Origin of the sequence: Enterobacter sp. K16B (assembly GCF_020216105.1) — a bacterium.
Classification (GTDB): Bacteria; Pseudomonadota; Gammaproteobacteria; order Enterobacterales; family Enterobacteriaceae; genus Enterobacter; species Enterobacter sichuanensis.
On the sequence record NZ_JAIWJZ010000037.1, the window covers coordinates 35,194 to 54,084 of the forward strand.

General features: G+C 60.0%; 18 protein-coding genes. 10 read left to right on the top strand and 8 right to left on the bottom strand.

All coding sequences use genetic code 11. The features are described 5' to 3' along the window. The first annotated feature begins 12 nt into the window (after positions 1-12). The 3 genes from LDK53_RS09415 (at position 13) to LDK53_RS09425 (ending at position 3,642) form a co-directional block, all read left to right on the top strand. Entirely contained in the window at positions 13-564 is a 552-nt protein-coding gene (locus LDK53_RS09415) for an NAD(P)H nitroreductase (protein ID WP_045285253.1), read from the top strand. 116 nt (positions 565-680) lie between these two features. Next, the gene (gene selD, locus LDK53_RS09420) at positions 681-1,724 is read left to right on the top strand and encodes a selenide, water dikinase SelD (protein WP_023616289.1); all 1,044 of its coding nucleotides are present in this window, start codon (positions 681-683) and stop codon (positions 1,722-1,724) included. Between the two features lie 4 nt (positions 1,725-1,728). Continuing rightward, a complete protein-coding gene (locus LDK53_RS09425) occupies positions 1,729-3,642 on the top strand; it encodes a DNA topoisomerase III (protein WP_025757378.1) in 1,914 nt (637 codons plus the stop codon). Positions 3,643-3,756: 114 nt separating this feature from the next. Here LDK53_RS09425 and gdhA read toward each other — a convergent pair whose 3' ends face one another. Beyond that, on the bottom strand, positions 3,757-5,100 hold the full coding sequence (gdhA, locus tag LDK53_RS09430; protein ID WP_225285822.1) for an NADP-specific glutamate dehydrogenase: 1,344 nt from the start codon (positions 5,098-5,100) through the stop codon (positions 3,757-3,759). A 228-nt stretch (positions 5,101-5,328) separates the two neighbouring features. Between gdhA and LDK53_RS09435 the strand changes: the two genes are divergently transcribed. After that, positions 5,329-5,601: a YnjH family protein gene (locus LDK53_RS09435; protein ID WP_025757376.1), complete on the top strand. Its 273-nt coding sequence runs from the start codon at positions 5,329-5,331 to the stop codon at positions 5,599-5,601. Here LDK53_RS09435 and LDK53_RS09440 read toward each other — a convergent pair. After that, positions 5,561-5,977: a pyrimidine (deoxy)nucleoside triphosphate diphosphatase gene (locus LDK53_RS09440; protein WP_025757375.1), complete on the bottom strand. Its 417-nt coding sequence runs from the start codon at positions 5,975-5,977 to the stop codon at positions 5,561-5,563. The two genes, LDK53_RS09435 and LDK53_RS09440, sit on opposite strands and share 41 nt — an antisense overlap. Positions 5,978-6,052: 75 nt before the next feature. On the opposite strand from LDK53_RS09440, the gene LDK53_RS09445 reads away from it, so the two are divergent. Next, positions 6,053-6,622 carry a carboxymuconolactone decarboxylase family protein gene (locus LDK53_RS09445; protein WP_225285825.1) on the top strand — a complete coding sequence of 190 codons (570 nt, stop codon included), beginning with the start codon at positions 6,053-6,055 and terminating at the stop codon, positions 6,620-6,622. After that, positions 6,615-7,232, top strand: coding sequence for a CDP-alcohol phosphatidyltransferase family protein (locus tag LDK53_RS09450; protein ID WP_094918947.1), 618 nt, complete (start codon positions 6,615-6,617; stop codon positions 7,230-7,232). Before LDK53_RS09445 ends, LDK53_RS09450 begins: the two co-directional genes overlap by 8 nt. Here LDK53_RS09450 and LDK53_RS09455 read toward each other — a convergent pair. The 6 genes from LDK53_RS09455 to xthA form a co-directional block, all read right to left on the bottom strand. Then, positions 7,229-8,536 (bottom strand): rhodanese-like domain-containing protein, encoded by a 1,308-nt coding sequence (locus LDK53_RS09455; protein WP_225285827.1) that lies wholly within the window; start codon positions 8,534-8,536, stop codon positions 7,229-7,231. The two genes, LDK53_RS09450 and LDK53_RS09455, sit on opposite strands and share 4 nt — an antisense overlap. A 73-nt stretch (positions 8,537-8,609) precedes the next feature. Next, entirely contained in the window at positions 8,610-9,230 is a 621-nt protein-coding gene (locus tag LDK53_RS09460) for an ATP-binding cassette domain-containing protein (protein ID WP_225285837.1), read from the bottom strand. Further along, positions 9,230-10,759 (bottom strand): thiamine ABC transporter permease, encoded by a 1,530-nt coding sequence (locus LDK53_RS09465; protein ID WP_225285839.1) that lies wholly within the window; start codon positions 10,757-10,759, stop codon positions 9,230-9,232. The genes LDK53_RS09460 and LDK53_RS09465 overlap by 1 nt, the downstream gene beginning before the upstream one ends. Next, a complete protein-coding gene (locus tag LDK53_RS09470; protein ID WP_412174825.1) occupies positions 10,732-11,892 on the bottom strand; it encodes an ABC transporter substrate-binding protein in 1,161 nt (386 codons plus the stop codon). Before LDK53_RS09470 ends, LDK53_RS09465 begins: the two co-directional genes overlap by 28 nt. Positions 11,893-11,907: 15 nt before the next feature. Next, positions 11,908-12,591, bottom strand: coding sequence for a TVP38/TMEM64 family protein (locus tag LDK53_RS09475; protein WP_225285878.1), 684 nt, complete (start codon positions 12,589-12,591; stop codon positions 11,908-11,910). Between the two features lie 6 nt (positions 12,592-12,597). Next, a complete protein-coding gene (gene xthA, locus LDK53_RS09480; RefSeq protein ID WP_045285263.1) occupies positions 12,598-13,404 on the bottom strand; it encodes an exodeoxyribonuclease III in 807 nt (268 codons plus the stop codon). A 433-nt stretch (positions 13,405-13,837) separates the two neighbouring features. Here xthA and LDK53_RS09485 point away from each other — a divergent pair, with 433 nt between their 5' ends. The 4 genes from LDK53_RS09485 to astB are packed head-to-tail and all read left to right on the top strand — an operon-like array spanning position 13,838 to position 18,885. After that, positions 13,838-15,058 (top strand): aspartate aminotransferase family protein, encoded by a 1,221-nt coding sequence (locus tag LDK53_RS09485; RefSeq protein ID WP_225285891.1) that lies wholly within the window; start codon positions 13,838-13,840, stop codon positions 15,056-15,058. Then, positions 15,055-16,089 carry an arginine N-succinyltransferase gene (gene astA / locus LDK53_RS09490; RefSeq protein ID WP_025757366.1) on the top strand — a complete coding sequence of 345 codons (1,035 nt, stop codon included), beginning with the start codon at positions 15,055-15,057 and terminating at the stop codon, positions 16,087-16,089. The genes LDK53_RS09485 and astA overlap by 4 nt, the downstream gene beginning before the upstream one ends. After that, entirely contained in the window at positions 16,086-17,573 is a 1,488-nt protein-coding gene (gene astD, locus LDK53_RS09495) for a succinylglutamate-semialdehyde dehydrogenase (protein WP_059385754.1), read from the top strand. Before astA ends, astD begins: the two co-directional genes overlap by 4 nt. Continuing rightward, on the top strand, positions 17,560-18,885 hold the full coding sequence (gene astB, locus LDK53_RS09500; RefSeq protein ID WP_104556287.1) for an N-succinylarginine dihydrolase: 1,326 nt from the start codon (positions 17,560-17,562) through the stop codon (positions 18,883-18,885). The genes astD and astB overlap by 14 nt, the downstream gene beginning before the upstream one ends. The last annotated feature ends 6 nt before the right edge of the window (positions 18,886-18,891 follow it).

The following is an 18,891-nucleotide window of genomic DNA, read 5'->3' on the forward strand; positions in this document are numbered from 1 at the left end:
AGGAGTTAACCAATGGATGCACTCGAACTGCTTGTTAACCGCCGTAGCGCTTCACGTCTGGCCGAACCGGCCCCGGCGGGCGAACAGCTGGAGAACATTCTGCGTGCCGGTATGCGTGCGCCCGATCATGGCACTCTGCAGCCGTGGCACTTCTTTGTGATTGAAGGCGAAGGCCGCGATCGTTTCAGCCAACTGCTGGAGCAGGGCGCGGTGGCCGCAGGGCAGGATGAGAAAGGTATCGACAAGGCGCGTAATGCTCCGTTCCGCGCCCCGATGATCATCGCTGTCGTGGCAAAATGCCAGGCTGATCATAAGGTGCCGGTCTGGGAACAGGAAATGTCTGCCGGCTGCGCCGTGATGGCGATGCAAATGGCCGCTGTCGCGCAAGGCTTCAACGGCATCTGGCGCACCGGTCCGCTGACCGAAAGCCCGGCGGTCCGTGACGGTTTTGGCTGCGGCGAGCATGACAAAATTGTCGGTTTCCTCTATCTCGGTACCCCGCAGCTCAAAGCCTCCAGCACTATCAGCGTGCCGGACACCACGCCTTTCGTCAGCCGTTTCTGATAACGCACGCTAAACTGTCTGGATTCTGAGCATCTGCCGCAGAATTCAGACAGTCATACTTACCTCTTTATGGAATGAGCGCTACCATAGCGCGATTGAGATGACAGGAGACGTCCATGAGCGAGCAAACCATTCGTTTAACGCAGTACAGCCACGGAGCCGGTTGCGGTTGTAAAATTTCCCCGAAAGTGCTGGAGACCATCCTGCACAGCGAACAGGCGAAGTTTGTCGACCCGAACCTGCTTGTCGGCAACGAAACGCGTGACGATGCAGCGGTTTATGACCTGGGTAACGGCACCAGCATTATCAGCACCACCGACTTCTTTATGCCGATCGTCGACAACCCGTTCGACTTCGGGCGTATTGCGGCCACCAACGCAATCAGCGATATCTTCGCCATGGGCGGCAAACCGATTATGGCGATCGCTATTCTGGGCTGGCCGATCAACACCATCCCGCCAGAAGTTGCCCGCGAGGTGATAGATGGCGGGCGTTTCGCCTGTCAGCAGGCGGGGATTGCGCTGGCCGGTGGTCACTCGATTGATGCGCCGGAGCCTATCTTCGGGCTGGCCGTCACCGGTGTGGTGCCGACCGAGCGCGTGAAGCGTAACAGCACCGCGCAGGCGGGCTGCAAGCTGTTCCTCACCAAGCCGCTGGGCATTGGCGTGCTGACTACTGCCGAGAAAAAATCCCTGCTGAAACCAGAGCACCAGGGGCTGGCGACAGAAGTCATGTGCCAGATGAACCTCGCGGGTGCCGCTTTCGCCAATATTGACGGCGTGAAGGCGATGACCGACGTGACCGGTTTTGGTCTGCTGGGACACCTCTCCGAAGTGTGTCAGGGGGCGGGCGTGCAGGCGCAGGTCTGGTATCAGGACGTGCCGAAACTGCCAGGCGTGGAAGAGTACATTGCTCAGGGCGCAGTCCCGGGCGGTACCCAGCGCAACTTCGCCAGCTACGGTCATCTGATGGGAGAAATGCCTGAAGAATGGCGCAACCTGCTGTGCGATCCGCAAACTTCCGGCGGTCTGCTGCTGGCGGTTACGCCGGAGTCCGAAGCCGAAGTTCAGGCGACGGCAGCCGAGTTTGGCATTACCCTGACGGCGATCGGCGAGCTGGTGACCGCACGCGGTGGCCGACCGATGATTGAGATTCGTTAATTCGATGCGGTTGTTTATTGCCGAAAAGCCGAGTCTGGCACGAGCCATCGCCGATGTGCTGCCTAAACCGCATCGCAAAGGCGACGGCTTTATTGAATGCGGTAACGGGCAGGTGGTCACCTGGTGTATTGGTCACCTGCTTGAGCAGGCGCAGCCGGATGTCTATGACAGCCGCTACGCCCGCTGGAATCTGAATGATTTGCCCATCGTGCCCGAAAAATGGCGCCTGCAGCCCCGACCTTCGGTCACCAAACAGCTCAACGTGATCAAGCGCTTCCTGCATGAAGCGGCTGAGATCGTGCACGCGGGTGACCCGGACAGGGAAGGGCAACTGCTGGTGGATGAAGTGCTGGACTACCTGGAGCTGGCACCGGAAAAGCGCCAGCAGGTACAACGCTGCCTGATTAACGACCTCAACCCGCAGGCCGTTGAGCGTGCGATCTCGCGTCTGCGCGCCAACAGCGAGTTTATCCCGCTGTGCGTCTCCGCGCTGGCCCGCGCGCGTGCGGACTGGCTGTACGGCATCAACATGACCCGCGCCTACACCATCCTTGGGCGTAACGCTGGCTATCAGGGCGTGCTCTCCGTGGGCCGCGTGCAGACGCCGGTGCTGGGGCTGGTGGTGCGTCGCGACGAAGAGATTGAGAATTTCGTCGCCAAAGATTTCTTTGAAGTGAAAGCGCATATCGTCACCCCGAAAGAGGAGCGCTTTACCGCTGTCTGGCAGCCGAGCGATGCCTGCGAATCGTATCAGGATGAAGAGGGGCGTTTGCTGCATCGTCCGCTGGCGGAGCATGTGGTTAACCGCATCACCGGGCAACCGGCCATCGTGACCAGCTATAACGATAAACGGGAATCAGAACCCGCTCCGCTGCCGTTTTCACTTTCTGCCCTGCAGATTGAGGCCGCGAAGCGCTTTGGACTTAGCGCGCAGAACGTGCTGGACATCTGCCAGAAGCTGTATGAAACCCACAAGCTCATCACCTATCCGCGTTCGGACAGCCGTTACCTCCCGGAAGAGCATTTTGCCGGACGCCACGCGGTGATGAACGCCATTAGCGTCCACGCGCCGGATCTGCTGCCGCAGCCAGCGGTGAACCCGGACACTCACAACCGCTGCTGGGATGATAAGAAGGTGGATGCCCACCACGCGATTATCCCGACGGCCCGCGCCAGCAGCGTTAACCTGACGGATAACGAAGCGAAGGTCTATAACCTGATCGCCCGTCAGTACCTGATGCAGTTCTGCCCGGATGCGGTGTTCCGCAAATGCGTTATCGAACTGGACATTGCCAAAGGCAAGTTTGTCGCCAAAGCGCGCTTCCTCGCGGAAGCGGGCTGGCGCACCCTGCTTGGCAGTAAAGAGCGCGACGAAGAGAACGACGGCACGCCGCTGCCGGTGGTGGCTAAAGACGACGAGCTGCTGTGCGAGAAAGGGGAAGTGGTTGAGCGCCAGACGCAGCCGCCGCGCCATTTCACCGATGCGACGCTGCTGTCGGCGATGACCGGGATCGCCCGGTTTGTGCAGGATAAAGATCTGAAGAAGATCCTGCGCGCCACCGACGGTCTGGGCACCGAAGCGACCCGTGCCGGAATCATCGAGCTGCTGTTTAAACGCGGTTTCCTGGAGAAAAAAGGACGCTATATCCATTCGACTGAGCCGGGACGCGCCCTGATTCATTCCCTGCCGGAGCTGGCCGCAAGGCCGGACATGACCGCGCACTGGGAATCGGTGCTGACGCAGATCAGCGAAAAGCAGTGTCGTTATCAGGACTTTATGCAGCCGCTGGTGGGGACGCTTTATCAGCTGATCGATCAGGCGCGCAGCACGCCGGTGAAGCGGTTCAGAGGAATGGTGGCACCGGGGAGCGGTGCGAAGAAACCGTTTAAAAAGAAAAAGAGCGCGCCAGCCTCTTAAACCGTAGGCCGGGTAAGGCGTAGCCGCCACCCGGCGAAAACAGTTCTGCGGCCTGAAAAAAGCCCGGTGGCGCTAACGCTTACCGGGCCTACAGGTTGAAAACGCAGCGATTGCTTAAATCACACCCTGCCCAATCATCGCATCCGCCACCTTGACGAACCCGGCGATATTCGCGCCGCGCACGTAGTTGGTTTGCGACGCCTCTCCGCCGTATTCCACGCAGGCGTGGTGAATATCCAGCATGATATGGTGCAGACGCGCATCCACTTTCTCCGCTTTCCAGCCGAGACGCGCGGCGTTTTGCGCCATCTCCAGACCGGAGGTCGCCACGCCGCCTGCGTTGGCGGCTTTGCCCGGCGCAAACAGCACGCCCGCTTCCAGGAACAGATCGGTCGCCTCGATGGTGGTTGGCATATTGGCCCCTTCGGCCACCGCCTTCACGCCATTGCTAATTAATGTCCGCGCGGCGTCCACATCCAGTTCGTTCTGCGTGGCGCACGGCAGGGCGATATCCACCGGCACGCTCCACGGCTGTTTGCCTTCCAGCCAGGTCAGGCCAAACTCTGCGGCATAGTCGGCGAGACGGCCATCGCGGCTGGCTTTGATTGCGCACAGGCGTGCCAGCTTTTCCGCCGTAAAACCGGCTTCATCCACCACCGTGCCTCGGGAGTCTGATGCCGTCACCACGCGGGCGCCAAACTGCATCGCTTTTTCGATAGCATACTGCGCCACGTTACCGGAGCCGGACACCGCCACGCGCATCCCTTCAAAGCCCAGGCCGTGGCGCTTGAGCATCGCCTCAGTGAAATAGACCAGGCCGTAGCCCGTGGCCTCCGGGCGGATCAGGCTGCCGCCGAAGGACAACCCTTTGCCGGTGAAGACGCAGGCGCTGTTGTTAGAGAGCTTTTTCATCATCCCTGCCATAAAGCCCACTTCGCGGGCTCCGACGCCGATATCTCCCGCTGGCACGTCGGTATCCGGGCCAAGGTGGCGGTAGAGTTCGGTCATCAGCGCCTGACAGAAACGCATCACTTCGCCTTCGCTTTTGCCTTTGGGATCGAAATCACTTCCGCCTTTACCGCCACCCATCGGCAGGGTGGTCAGCGCATTTTTAAAGGTTTGCTCGAAGCCGAGGAATTTGAGAATCGACAGGTTAACGGAGGGGTGGAAACGCATCCCGCCCTTAAACGGCCCGATGGCGGAGTTAAACTGCACGCGCCACGCGCGGTTAACCTGAACCTGATTACGATCGTCCACCCAGGTCACGCGAAACTGGATAACGCGCTCTGGTTCAACCAGGCGCTCAAGCAGAGACAGCTGACGATAACGTGGATTTTCTTCAAGGAAGGGCCACAGGGTGGTCATCACTTCACGAACGGCCTGGGCGAACTCGCTTTGATGCGGGTCGCGCTGCTGAACATGGGCAAGGAAACTTTCCAGAGAGCGTGTCTGATCCATAGATATAAGAACCTCTTATAGTTATTTGTGTCTATTGCTTATGCAATTTGTGTTGTTTTTTTGACTATACCACCCGCACCGCTTTGTGAAGCAAGCAGAAATTCATGCCGAAAGGGAAATTAATGACCCGGGCCGGGTCATAACAAAAAGCGATGGTGAGATAAATTAAAGGTTCCGCGTGGATTAACCGTTATAGTCTTTATCAGGACACGACAGGAAGATAAGTCTATGAACCGTTATGTATTCACCGCGTTATGTTTGATGTTCTCGGCCGGCGCGCAGGCTGACCGTATTCGCCCGGATGTGGAAGTGAATGTCCCGCCTGAGGTCTTTAGTTCCAGCGGCCAGAGAGCGCAGCCCTGTAACCAGTGCTGCATCTATCAGGATCAGAACTATTCCGAAGGGGCGGTGGTGAAGGCGGACGGCGTGCTGCTGCAGTGCCAGCGCGATGAGCGCGCCATCAGCACGAACCCGCTGGTCTGGCGTCGCGTAAAACAATAAACGCTTCCAGCAGCGGAATATCGGCCGGGGCTAAGGGGTAGCTGAACGCCTCTTCTGGCGTACACCACACCAGCGCGCTGTGGTAGTGCGCCGTGAGCTCGCCGCTAAAAGCGGGCACGTGCCAGGCATGCAGGTGGATCAACCGCTGCGAGACCTCCCGCTGGTGGCTGGCGACATACTGGCCCGGAAGGGCCACAATACCGAGTTCTTCCTGCAGTTCGCGGATAAGCGCCTCCGGTTGTGTTTCGCCAGCTTCCACCTTTCCGCCGGCGAATTCCCACATCCCTGGTTGGTCAGCGTGAGCAGGGCGCTGTGCCAGTAAAATGTTGCCGTTTTTTTCGATGATGGCCGCAACGACATCGACTGTTTTTAGCATGGGCGTCAATACTTAATAACGAAAAACACCATATTATCGTGCCCTTTGTCAGAGTCCAGCCATCAGGAGAATCCGGTGAAAGAGACGTACACCTGGGTCGACCCCATCCCAACCCTTCCGGCGAGTTTAAAACCGATTGCCGCCATGCAGAAAAAACATTTTGGCGCCGTGCTAAACCCCACGCGCTGGTGGGGACGTATGCCGCGTCTTTTCTGGCTGGTGGCGCTGTTTGTCGGTTTTCTGGAGCGTCGTCACGCGCGCCTGACGCCCGTGCTGCGCTCGCTGCTCATGACGCGGGTATCGCAACTTTGCCACTGCGCTTTCTGTATCGATGCCAATAGCCTGCGGCTGGCCGAACGCTGTGGGGCGCTGGATAAAGTTCAGGCCGTGAGCAACTGGCAAGACTCCGCGCTGTTCACGAGCCAGGAGCGTGCGGCGCTGGCCTACGCCGAGGCGGTGACCGCCACGCCGCCTCGGGCGGATGAGGCCATCCGAACGGCGCTGAAACATTACTTCACGGACGACGCGATTACCGAGATGACGGCGCTCATTGCGTTTCAGAATCTCTCTGCCCGCTTCAATGCCGCCCTGGATATTCCGGCTCAGGGCCTGTGTGCCACGTTTAACGAGACGCCTCATGCTTGATCGCCACCTGCACCCGCGGATAAAACCGACACTGAATCGACTGGTGTCCGTACTGGATAAGCCGGGCATCACCCCCGACGGATTAACCCTGACCGGGTTTGCCATCGGCGTGCTGGCGCTGCCGTTTCTGGCCCTTGGCTGGTACCCGGCGGCGCTGGTCGCTATTGCTCTCAACCGCCTGCTGGATGGTCTGGACGGCGCGCTGGCGCGTCGGAGAGGGCTGACGGACGCAGGGGGATTTCTCGATATCGCGCTCGATTTTCTGTTCTACGCCCTGGTGCCGTTTGGTTTTGCGCTGGCGGCACCCGCTGAGAATGCGCTGCCTGCCGCCTGGCTGCTTTTTGCGTTTATCGGCACCGGCAGCACTTTTCTGGCGTTTGCGGCGCTGGCCGCGAAGCACGACATTGACAACCCCGGCTATGCGCATAAGTCGTTTTATTACCTCGGCGGGTTAACGGAAGGGACAGAGACCATCGCGCTGTTTGTGCTGTGCTGCCTGTTTCCGGCGCACTTTGCGTTGTTGGCGTGGGTATTTGGCGCGCTGTGCTGGCTGACCACCACAACGCGCATCTGGAGCGGGTACGTGACGCTTAAATCACGTCACGCTTAGCGGGCGCTGTCGGGCCCGCGCTCGCCGGTGGAGACCGGGTTCTGCGGGTGACTGCTCCATTCGTACCAGCCGCCGTCATAGACCGCGGCTTTCTTCCAGCCCATCGCCCGGGCGTACATGAAGGCTTCAGACGCTCGCCAGCCTGTGCCGCAGTAAAACGCGACCTGTTGTTCCGGCAGAATGTTCCAGCGTTTCCACATGGCGGCAATATCGTCAGCTGTGCGCATGGTGCCATCCGGGTTATGAAAATCTTCCATGTGGGTGGCATCGCTGCCGGCGTGGCCCCAGCGGGCACCGGCAATGTCACCTTTGGGCTTGATGTAGCTGTAGCCGCTGGTTTCGCCGATGAACTCCGGCCACGAACGAATGCTGACCAGGGAGGCATCCTGACGGTGCAGCATCCCGCGTGCCTGCGCCATATCAACCATCAGCTGCGGCTGACCGGGGATCGGCGCGCCAAAATCAGGGGCCGGCGTCACCTTCGCTGGCGTACCGCGCTCAACCGGAAGGTTGGCATCTGACCACGCCTTCCAGCCGCCATCGAGAAGGCGCACATCTTTCACCCCCGCATAGAGCATAATCTGCGCCACGCGCGCGGCGGCGTAGACGTCACGGCCATACAAAATGACGGTGGTGTCGTGACGGATCCCGTGCTTCGCCAGCATCGCTTTCAGCTTATCGTCGGAGACTTTATTCCATAGGGGCTCGCTCTCCACTTCGTTGGTGTCGATATAGCCCGCGCCGGGAATGTGATTCAGCAGATAAAACTTCGGCACGCCCCAGGCGGCCTCAATCACTTTCCAGTCACCCTCCGGTGCGGCAACCACTGGTTTACCCTGCTGAAGCTGATGGATCCACTGCGGGTAGACGAGCTGTTCGAAATGGGGCAGGCGCTGAAGGCGCTCGGGCGTCTGCAGGGCATCGCTGAGCAGCGAAACAGAATGGAATCCAGCTTTCTCCAGACGGGCTCTCACCGCCTGGTTATCGCGCGCGTCCCCGTACAGCGCGATAGTCGTCGTGGGGGTAAGCTGATGCTGTTTGGCCCACAGCGCAATCTCCTCGTCGCTCATCGCGTCCAGCCAGGCGGCTGACAGATTAAGTGCGGAGGGTTCATGCCCGGAGGGACCGCTGAGCGTTTGCGGCCAGCCGTTATAGAAGGCGCTGGCGCGGGTGTCGACAGGCGTGCCGTGCTGTGCCTGAAGCTGGGACAGAGTCATCGCGTTGGGCATATCAGCGGCCAGAGAGGAAAAAGAGGCGAGGCCGCAGAGCAGGGCCAGCGCGGTCAGTTGAGAAACACGTTTCATCGAATAACCTGACGTCAGTAAAAGAGGGGGGCATTGTCGTCTCTCCCGTCATGGAAAACATTGCGTTAGCACATTATTGCCAGCGAGAAATCTCAATCAGCTCGCCGCCGGGCGGAATATCGTCCTCATCGTGGGTGACCAGCACCACCGGAATATCGCGTGCGCGAATGGCGTCAAATACCCATTGCCGAAATGAGGCCCGTAGCGTTTTATCGAGGCGGCTGAACGGTTCATCCAGCAGCAGCGCCTGCGGCTCCGCGAGCAGGGCCCGCAACAGGCTGACCCGGGCGCGCTCCCCGCCGGAGAGGGTTGCCGGATCGCTGGCGTAACGGCCGCCCAGACCGGCGGAGTCCAGCGCCTGCTCGACCGCTTCCCGACGCGCGCCTCCGACGATCCGCTCAGGCAACGCCAGCAGCAGATTTTGCCCGACGCTGAATGTCTCGAACAATAGCGCGTCCTGAAAGAGAATACCCAGCCCGCGGGATTCCACGGGAAGGGCGTCGCAGCGACGCGCGTCGAGCCACAGTTCGCCACGCGCCTGAAAATCGTCTGACAACGCGCCGACCATCCAGGCAAAGAGGGTCGATTTTCCGCTGCCGGAGGGACCCATCAGGGTGACTATCTCCCCGCGGGGCACGCAAAAATTGACCTCACGGAACAGCGGTTCGATGGTGAGATTTTTTACCTGCAACATTAACGTAATCCCTGGCGGTAGTGGCCCACGAACCGGGATAGCAGGGCGGCAAGACCAAACACGGCCCCCGTAACCAGCAGTAACCCCAGCGCCCGGTTTGCCAGAACCGGAATGCTGCCCCCGCTGCTGAGCGCGACGGTTTCGGTGGTCAGCGTGGCGAAACGCCCTGCGCCCAGCCACAGCGTTGGCATGTACTGCGCCATGCTGACGGAAAAACCGGTGGCAAAGGCCAGCAGCGCAGGGCGTATCAGCAGCGGACATTTCAGCAGGCAGAAGATTTTTGTCCGTCGCCAGCCCAGCGTTCTGGCGGTAAGGATAAGCCGGGGATCGATCCGGCGCCAGGCAGGTTGCAGCACCAGCAGCATCCACGGTAACACCCACAGCAGATGGCTCCAGAGCACGGCGGCATACTGCCCGTCGAGCCCCAGCTGCAACGCAATCGTATACTGGCCGGTGACGAGCGGCAGCGCCGGAAGGGCAAGCGGAGACCATACCCACACTGTGCCGCGCTGCGGTCCCCATTCCAGCCAGAGCGCGCTGACGACCAGACCGAGCAGGCTCGACAGCAGGCCGAAGGAGAGGCTGTTCCCCACAGGGCCCACGTCGTCCCGCTGCGCCAGCATCAGCAGCACCGCAGCGCACAGGACGCCGCATGCGGGCAGAAACCCGCTTACTGCACGTTCAGGCAGAATGCGCTGAGATCGGCGGCGCGTCCCGGTGAGGTCGGCAACCGTGCGGCGCCATGCCTTCCAGAAGCCGTACCCCAGGGCGGCCAGCGCAGCCAGCAGCAAAAGCAGAACCAGACACAGCAGCATCCCTTTCACCTGCTGCCCGGCATCGCCCTGGCTCAGCCACTGCCAGGCCAGCACGGCCAGGGTAGGCGGATTTCCGGGGCCGAGAACGATCGCCACATCCACAACCGACAGCGACCACGCCAGTACCGCCAGCATCACCGCGCCGAGGAGAGGGGCGATCGCCGGGAGGATCAGCCAGTTAAGTATCTGAAACCGCCCGTACCCGAAGGTTCGCAGGACGATCTTCTGCTGTGCCAGCCGTTTTTCCGGCAGTACGGCGTAAATTGCCCACAGCACAAACGCGCTCTCTTTTACGGCGAGCGTCAGCCCCAGCCCAACGCCATAGCGGTCAAAGGGAGCCGTACAGACGGTACAGAGCTGATAGAACAGCCCGCCCTCGGCAAACAGCAGTAACGCGCTGGTGGCAAACGCCACGTGCGGGATCGCCAGCAGCCACGGCAGGCGCGTGGTGAGACGTCGCCAGCGTTTGCCGGGCCAGAAAAGACTGACGAAAATCAGGGCAATCAGCAACGCGCCCAGCGTGGCGATGAGCGTTGAGACCAGCGTGGCGAGGGCCGCCTGTGGAAGCTGCGGGTCGTCCAGCAGCCTCTGCCAGTTTGCCGCAGAAAACGCCGGGGCTAACAGCATGGCGCCAGCGGGCAGGATCGGCAGATAGATAACCGCCATCGCCAGCCAGACCAGCCCGCTTAGCGGGTGCCGTAACGACGCAGCCATTCCTGCTCCAGCGCGTTCACCCAGCCGGACTGCGGCTCTGCAAGCACCTTCGGTAGCCCCTGAGGCGTATAGGCCTGCAAGCGCGTTGCTTCATTGTCAGGCAGCGCCCTGGCATCCAGCACGCTTGGGTCGCCCCAGACGGCGGGGTCAGCTTTGCGGATCTGCGCCTGCGGCGAGAGCAGGAAATTGGCGACCACCTTCGCGCCTGCGCTGGCGCGGGCGTTGGCCGGAATCGCCACAAAATGGACGTTACCGATCGTTCCGCCGTGGAAACCAAAGCTGTAGCTGTCGGCGGGCAGTTCGCCGCGGGCGACTTTTTGCTGCGCATGGGCCGGGTTAAATGTCAGCGACAGGTTCAGACTGCCGCTGGCAAGCAGGGCATCCATCCGGGCAGGTGAGGGCGGGAAATCTTTTCCTTCGCGCCACAGCAGGGGATGGAGTGTGTCGAGATAATCCCACAGCGGCGCGGTCACCTGGGCAAAGGTATCATCGGGCGCTTTTTGCAGCGCCTGTGGACGAGCGGTGAGCGCCAGCAGCAGCTGCTCAAGGAATGCCGTGCCGGTAAAATCGGGTGGGCGAGGGTAGCTCATCTTACCCGGATGCTGCTGTGCGTAAGCCAGCAGCGCCTGCGGATCCGCCGGTGGCGCTGGCATGCTGCCTTTGCGGGCGATAAAGGTCAGCTGTGCGCCGCCCCACGGCGATTCCGCCCCGTCGGTGGGCACCGCAAAGTCTTCGGTAACGGGTTTGCGGGTATCGACATAGCGCCAGTTCGGCAGCGTCTGTGCCCATCCGCTCAGCAGCAGGTTAGCCTCTTTTAACGTGCGGAAATTTTCACCGTTGACCCACAACAGATCGACGGAGCCGTTGCTCTTACGCCCTGCTGCGGCTTCCGTCTGAATGCGTTTTACCGCGTCGGCAGCGTCCGCCAGCGGGACGATCTTAAGGGTAATGGCATAGTGCGTTTGTATCTCACCGCTGACCCACTCCAGATAGCGGTTGACCGCCGGGTCGCCGCCCCAGGCGTTAAACCAGACGGTCTGGCCTTTGGCCTGTTGTTGGGTTGCCTGCCAGCTGTCGGCAGCACAGAGGGGGGCTGCCAGCAGCAGGCCGGTCAGAAACGCGCAAAAACGCACACGGCGCATAATGCCTCACTTTTTAGACAAGGGGGTGTAACGGGAAAAGAGCTGGCGCGTGACCAGCGGTAATAACCCCAGTAGTGTAAAGGCGAATACCATGCCCGGCGACAAAATATCGCGAAGCGATGCCACTTTTCCCAGTTCGCGCCCGGCGTTCAGAAAGACAACCGTCGCGGGCAGCATCGCCACCTGGCTCACCCACCAGTAGCGGAATACCCCCATGCGGGTCAGCCCCATCAGCAAATTCACCAGAAAAAACGGAAACAGCGGCATCAGGCGCAGGGCAAAAAGATAGCCCGCACCGTCATGCGTCATGCCAGCGTTAACCGTTTTCATCTGCTGAGCAAATCGCTGTTGGACCCACTCACGCAGCAGATAACGGCTGGCGAGCATCGCAAGCGTCGCCCCGAGCGTCGAGGCAAATGAGACCAGCACGATGCCTTCTCCCAGGGGAAACAGCGTCCCACCCAGCAGGGTCAGTATCGCTGCACCCGGTATCGACAGGGCGGAAACCAGCACATAGAGCGCAAAAAAGATCATGGCGCTCTGCAGCGGCGCGTGGTCGACGTGGGCGAGTAACGCCTGCTGATGCGTTTTAATCTCTTCCAGAGAGAGTGTACCCGGCGGAAGCAGAACAAACGTCAGAATAAATGCGCCCAGAAGGGCGCACAGGAGAAGGATTTTTCGACTGTTCACGCGTCATTACAGCTTGAAGGTCGCCCACACTGGCGCATGATCGGACGGCTTTTCCATGCTGCGGATATCGTAGTCGATCCCGGTTTCGATGCAGCGTTCTGCCAGCGGTGCACTGGCCAGCAGAAGATCGATGCGCAGGCCACGGTTGTCGTCAAAGCCTTTTGAGCGATAGTCGAACCAGGAGAAGCGGTCCTGCGTTTCCGGGTTGGCATTGCGGAAGGTATCCACCAGGCCCCAGCCCAGCAGGCGCTCCATCCACTCACGCTCTTCCGGCAGGAAAGAGCATTTGCCGGTACGCAACCAGCGCTTGCGGTTCTCTTCGCCAATACCGATATCGAGATCCGTCGGGCTGATATTCATGTCGCCCATGATCAGCACCGGATTCTCTTTTTTGAGTTCGGTTGTCAGGAAGTCCTGCAGATCCTGATAAAACTTCGCTTTGGCCGGGAATTTTGTCTCGTGGTCACGGCTCTCACCCTGCGGGAAATAGCCGTTAATGACCGTGATATTGCCGAGTGCAGAAGGCACTTCCGCCATGATGATGCGGCGCTGGGCTTCTTCACCGTCACCGGGGAAGCCGCGGCGTACGGAAACCGGCGGCGCTTTGGTCAGCAGCGCGACGCCATAGTGACCTTTCTGACCGTGGTAAAAGACGTTATAACCGAGTTTCGCCACCTCTTCGAGAGGGAACATGTCGTCGTGGACCTTGGTCTCCTGCAGGCCGATCACATCCGGCTGATGTTGCTCAACGATAGCTTCAAGCTGATGAGGGCGGGCACGCAGGCCGTTGATATTAAAAGAGACAAATTTCATAGTCGCTGCCAGTGCAAGGTGAATAGTGCAAGGATGGTAGCAGAATTTGCGTCAACTGTTACCGGCTTCGACCAATAACTGCGACAGATAATGCCGGTGGTGCAATATTTGCACCATTCTGACGCGCATCGCCCTCAAACAGGGCGTAAATGGCCGATAAATTTCGCGAGCGATCACAATTCCAGAATTATATTTGGCTTGTGCATACTCTTTCTGATTTTCATGCGGCAAAGCGCCGCTTGTCGTAAAAATATTCACTTTTTATGCATTAACAGTGAATAACTCCATATTGTAACTCATTGATATTCTGTTCATCCAACCCGTTTATGCATTTTTATCGCTGGCTGGCACGAAGGCTGCAATCTACATTCACAGTGCAAACACTCAATTATTTAACATTCAAATAACCTTTTATTTACCGGATGAGGTCGCTATGTCTCTGTCAATTACGCGTGAAAATTTCGATGAATGGATGATGCCGGTTTACGCTCCGGCGGCTTTTATTCCGGTTCGTGGGGAAGGCTCGCGCCTGTGGGATCAGCAGGGTAAAGAGTATATCGACTTTGCGGGTGGGATTGCGGTGAACGCGCTGGGCCATGCGCACCCGGCGCTGCGTCAGGCGCTGAATGACCAGGCGGCGAAGTTCTGGCATACCGGCAACGGCTTTACCAACGAGCCCGCGCTGCGCCTGGCGAAAAAGCTGATCGACGCGACGTTTGCCGAAAAAGTCTTTTTCTGTAACTCAGGGGCGGAAGCCAACGAAGCGGCGCTGAAGCTGGCTCGCAAATATGCCCACGACAAGTTTGGTGCCCACAAGAGCGGTATCGTGGCGTTTAAAAATGCCTTCCACGGGCGCACGCTCTTTACCGTCAGCGCGGGCGGCCAGCCTGCTTACTCGCAGGATTTCGCACCGCTGCCGCCGGATATCCGTCACGGTATTTATAACGATCTGCAGTCCGCCAGCGAACTGATCAACGACACCACCTGTGCGGTAATTGTCGAGCCGATGCAGGGTGAGGGCGGCGTTCTTCCGGCACAAAAAGCGTTCCTGCAGGGGCTGCGTGAGCTGTGCGATCGTCACAATGCGGTACTGATTTTCGATGAAGTGCAGACCGGCGTGGGCCGTACCGGTGAGCTGTATGCCTATATGCACTACGGCGTTACGCCTGACGTGATTTCTACTGCCAAAGCGCTGGGCGGCGGCTTCCCGATTGGGGCGATGCTGACCACCGATAAATTCGCCAGCGTGATGACCGTGGGCACCCATGGCACCACTTACGGCGGCAACCCGCTGGCCACCGCCGTCGCCGGGCAGGTTCTCGACATTATTAATACCCCAGAGGTGTTGAAAGGCGTTAAGCAGCGTCACGACTGGTTTGTTGAGCGTCTGAATGCCATCAACAGCAAAACGGGGCTGTTTAAAGAAATTCGCGGTCTGGGGCTGTTAATTGGCTGTGAGCTCACCGCTGAGTTTGCCGGAAAAGCTAAACTTATTTCACAGGAAGCGGCAAAAATGGGCGTGATGGTCCTGATTGCCGGTGCCAACGTGGTGCGTTTTGCTCCTGCGCTGATTGTCAGCGAGGAAGAGGTGCAAACCGGTCTGGACCGTTTTGCGCTGGCGTGTGAACAGGTGAAGTCCGGGGTGTCATCATGATGGTCATCCGTCCCGTTGAGCGCGGCGATCTCGCCGGGCTCATGCAGCTTGCCGGTAAGACGGGAGGCGGGCTGACCTCGCTTCCTGCCGATGAAAAAACGCTGTCGGCGCGCATTGAGCGCGCCCTGCAAACCTGGCAGGGGACGTTGCCAAAAAGCGAACAGGGATATGTGTTCGTGCTGGAAGACACCACCACGGGAACCGTGGCCGGGATCTGCGCCATTGAAGTGGCCGTGGGGCTTAACGACCCGTGGTACAACTACCGCGTTGGCACCATGGTACATGCCTCGAAAGAGCTGAACGTCTATAACGCGCTGCCGACGCTGTTTCTTTGTAATGACCACACGGGCGCCAGCGAGCTCTGCACGCTGTTCCTCGACCCGGCGTGGCGCAAAGAGGGCAACGGCTATCTGCTCTCCAAATCGCGCTTTCTGTTTATGGCCGCCTTCCGCGATCGCTTCAACGAAAAAGTGGTTGCGGAGATGCGCGGCGTGATCGACGACAAAGGCTACTCGCCGTTCTGGGAGAGCCTGGGCGAGCGCTTCTTCTCGATGGAGTTCAGCCGGGCGGACTACCTGTGTGGCACCGGTCAGAAAGCCTTTATCGCTGAGCTGATGCCGAAGCATCCTATTTACACCCATTTCTTAACGCCGGAAGCGCAGGCGGTGATCGGCGAAGTCCATCCGCAAACCGCGCCTGCCCGCGCGGTGCTGGAGAAAGAGGGCTTCCGCTACCGTAACTATGTGGACATCTTTGACGGTGGGCCAACGCTTGAGTGCGATATCGACCGCGTCCGTGCGATCCGTAAAAGCCGGCTGGTTGAAGTTGCCGAAGGTCAGCCCGCGCCGGGTGACTGGCCGGCGTGCCTGGTGGCGAACGAAAATTACACCAACTTCCGCGCCATGCTGGTGCGGACCAACCCGAAATGTGAACGTCTGGTACTGACGGCTGCAGAACTGGATGCCCTGAAATGTAACGCCGGCGATACGGTTCGCCTGGTGCGTCTCTGCCCTGAGGAGAAAACAGCATGACATTATGGATTAACGGTGACTGGGTCACGGGCGAAGGCGAACAGCGCGTAAAAACCAATCCGGTAGGTAAAGAGGTGCTCTGGAAGGGGAACGACGCCAGCGCCGCGCAGGTGGAACAAGCCTGCCATGCCGCCCGTCGCGCGTTTCCGGCGTGGGCAAAACAGCCTTTCGCCGTGCGCCAGGCGCTTGTTGAAAAGTTCGCCGGGCTGCTGGAGGCGAACAAAGCCGAGCTGACGCGCATTATTGCCTCTGAAACCAGTAAACCGCGCTGGGAAGCGGCTACGGAAGTGACGGCGATGATCAATAAAATCGCCATTTCAGTGAAGGCCTACCACACCCGCACCGGCGAGCAGCATACCGAGATGCCGGACGGCGCGGCCACGCTGCGCCACCGTCCGCACGGCGTGCTGGCGGTGTTTGGTCCGTACAACTTCCCGGGGCATCTGCCGAATGGCCACATCGTGCCGGCGCTGCTGGCGGGCAACACCGTTATTTTCAAGCCGAGTGAGTTAACGCCGTTCACCGGCGAGGCGGTGGTTAAGCTGTGGGAACAGGCGGGCCTGCCGCCGGGCGTGCTGAATCTGGTGCAGGGCGGGCGTGAAACCGGTCAGGCGCTGAGCGCGCTGAGCGATATCGACGGCCTGCTGTTTACCGGCAGCGCCGGGACGGGCTATCAACTGCATCGCCAGCTGGCGGGGCAGCCGGAAAAAATCCTCGCCCTCGAGATGGGCGGCAACAACCCGCTGATCGTGGAAGATCCTGATGATATCGATGCCGCGGTGCACCTGACGATTCAGTCTGCTTTTATTACCGCCGGACAGCGCTGCACCTGTGCCCGCCGTCTGCTGGTGAAACGGGGCGCGCAGGGGGATGCGTTCCTTAAACGTCTGGTTGAGGTGAGTGCGCGTCTGGTGCCCGCCGCGTGGGATGCCGACCCGCAGCCGTTTATCGGTGGGCTGATTTCCGAGCAGGCCGCGCAAAACGTGCTGAAGGCCTGGCAGGACCACGTCGCTCGCGGGGCGAAAACCCTGCTCGAACCGAAGCAGGTTCAGCCGGGTACCTCGCTGCTGACGCCGGGCATCGTTGAGATGAGCGGGGCGAGCAACGTGCCGGATGAAGAGGTCTTTGGTCCGCTGCTCTGCGTCTGGCGTTATGACGATTTTGACAGCGCCATCGCAATGGCCAACAACACCCGCTACGGTCTGTCGAGCGGACTGATTTCGCCGCAGCGTGAGAAGTTTGAACAGCTGCTGCTGGAAGCGCGTGCGGGGATTGTGAACTGGAACAAACCGCTGACCGGTGCCGCGAGCACCGCACCGTTCGGCGGCGTGGGCGCGTCGGGCAACCATCGCGCCAGTGCGTGGTATGCCGCGGATTACTGCGCATGGCCGATGGCGAGCCTGGAAAGCCCGGCGCTGACGCTGCCGGAAACGCTTAATCCGGGGCTGGACTTTACCGGAGGGGAACGTCATGAAAGCGCGTGAAGTCAACTTTGACGGGCTGGTGGGGCTGACGCACCACTACGCCGGTCTCTCTTTTGGTAATGAAGCCTCGACGAAGCACCGCTTTCAGGTCTCCAACCCGAAGCTGGCGGCGAAGCAGGGGCTGTTGAAAATGAAAGCGCTGGCGGATGCCGGTTTCCCGCAGGCGGTTATTCCGCCGCAGGAACGCCCGAACGTGGCGGTGTTGCGTCAGCTCGGTTTCACTGGCAGCGATGAGCAGGTCGTTGAAAAAGCGGGAACGCAAACGCCGCACCTGCTCTCTGCGGCAAGTTCGGCCTCTTCGATGTGGGTCGCCAACGCGGCCACCGTCGCCCCGTCAGCCGACACGCTGGATGGCAAAGTCCATCTGACGGTGGCGAACCTGAATAACAAATTCCACCGCGCCACCGAAGCAGAAACCACCGAGCGCGTGCTGCGCGCCATATTCAACCATGACGCCCATTTTGCGGTGCATCCGGCTCTGCCGCAGGTGGCAATGTTTGGCGACGAAGGTGCGGCCAACCATAACCGGCTGGGGGGCGATTACGGTGAACCCGGCGTGCAGCTGTTTATCTACGGGCGCGAGGAGGGCGGTCATTCTGCCCCTGTTCGCTATCCTGCGCGCCAGACGCTGGCCGCCAGCCAGGCGGTCGCCCGCCTGAACCAGGTCAATCCTTCGCAGGTGATTTTTGCCCAGCAAAACCCGCAGGTGATCGACCAGGGCGTGTTCCATAACGACGTGATCGCCGTTTCGAACCGTCAGGTCCTTTTCTGCCACGAGCAGGCGTTTGCCCATCAGGAGAAGCTGCTCGCCACGCTGCATGAACGCGTACCCGGTTTTATGCCGATTCAGGTGCCTACCCGGGCGGTGAGCGTCCAGGATGCGGTCGAAACGTATCTGTTCAACAGCCAGCTGCTAAGCCGTGATGACGGCAGCATGATGCTGGTGCTGCCGCAGGAGTCGCGAGATCATAGCGGGGTGTGGCGTTACCTGACCGAGCTGGTGAAGGCCGATAACCCGATTGACGAGCTGCGGGTGTTTGACCTGCGCGAAAGTATGGCCAACGGCGGCGGACCGGCCTGTCTGCGCCTGCGCGTGGTGTTGACGCAGTCAGAAATGCAGGCCGTTAACCCGGCAGTGATGATGAATGAGACGCTGTTTACTACCCTGAACGACTGGGTGGACCGCTACTATCGCGACCGGTTAACGCAGGCTGACCTCGTTGACCCGCAGCTGTTACGCGAAGGTCGCGAGGCGCTTGACGCGTTAACATCAATCCTGCAGCTGGGATCGGTTTATCCGTTCCAGCGCTAAGGAGTG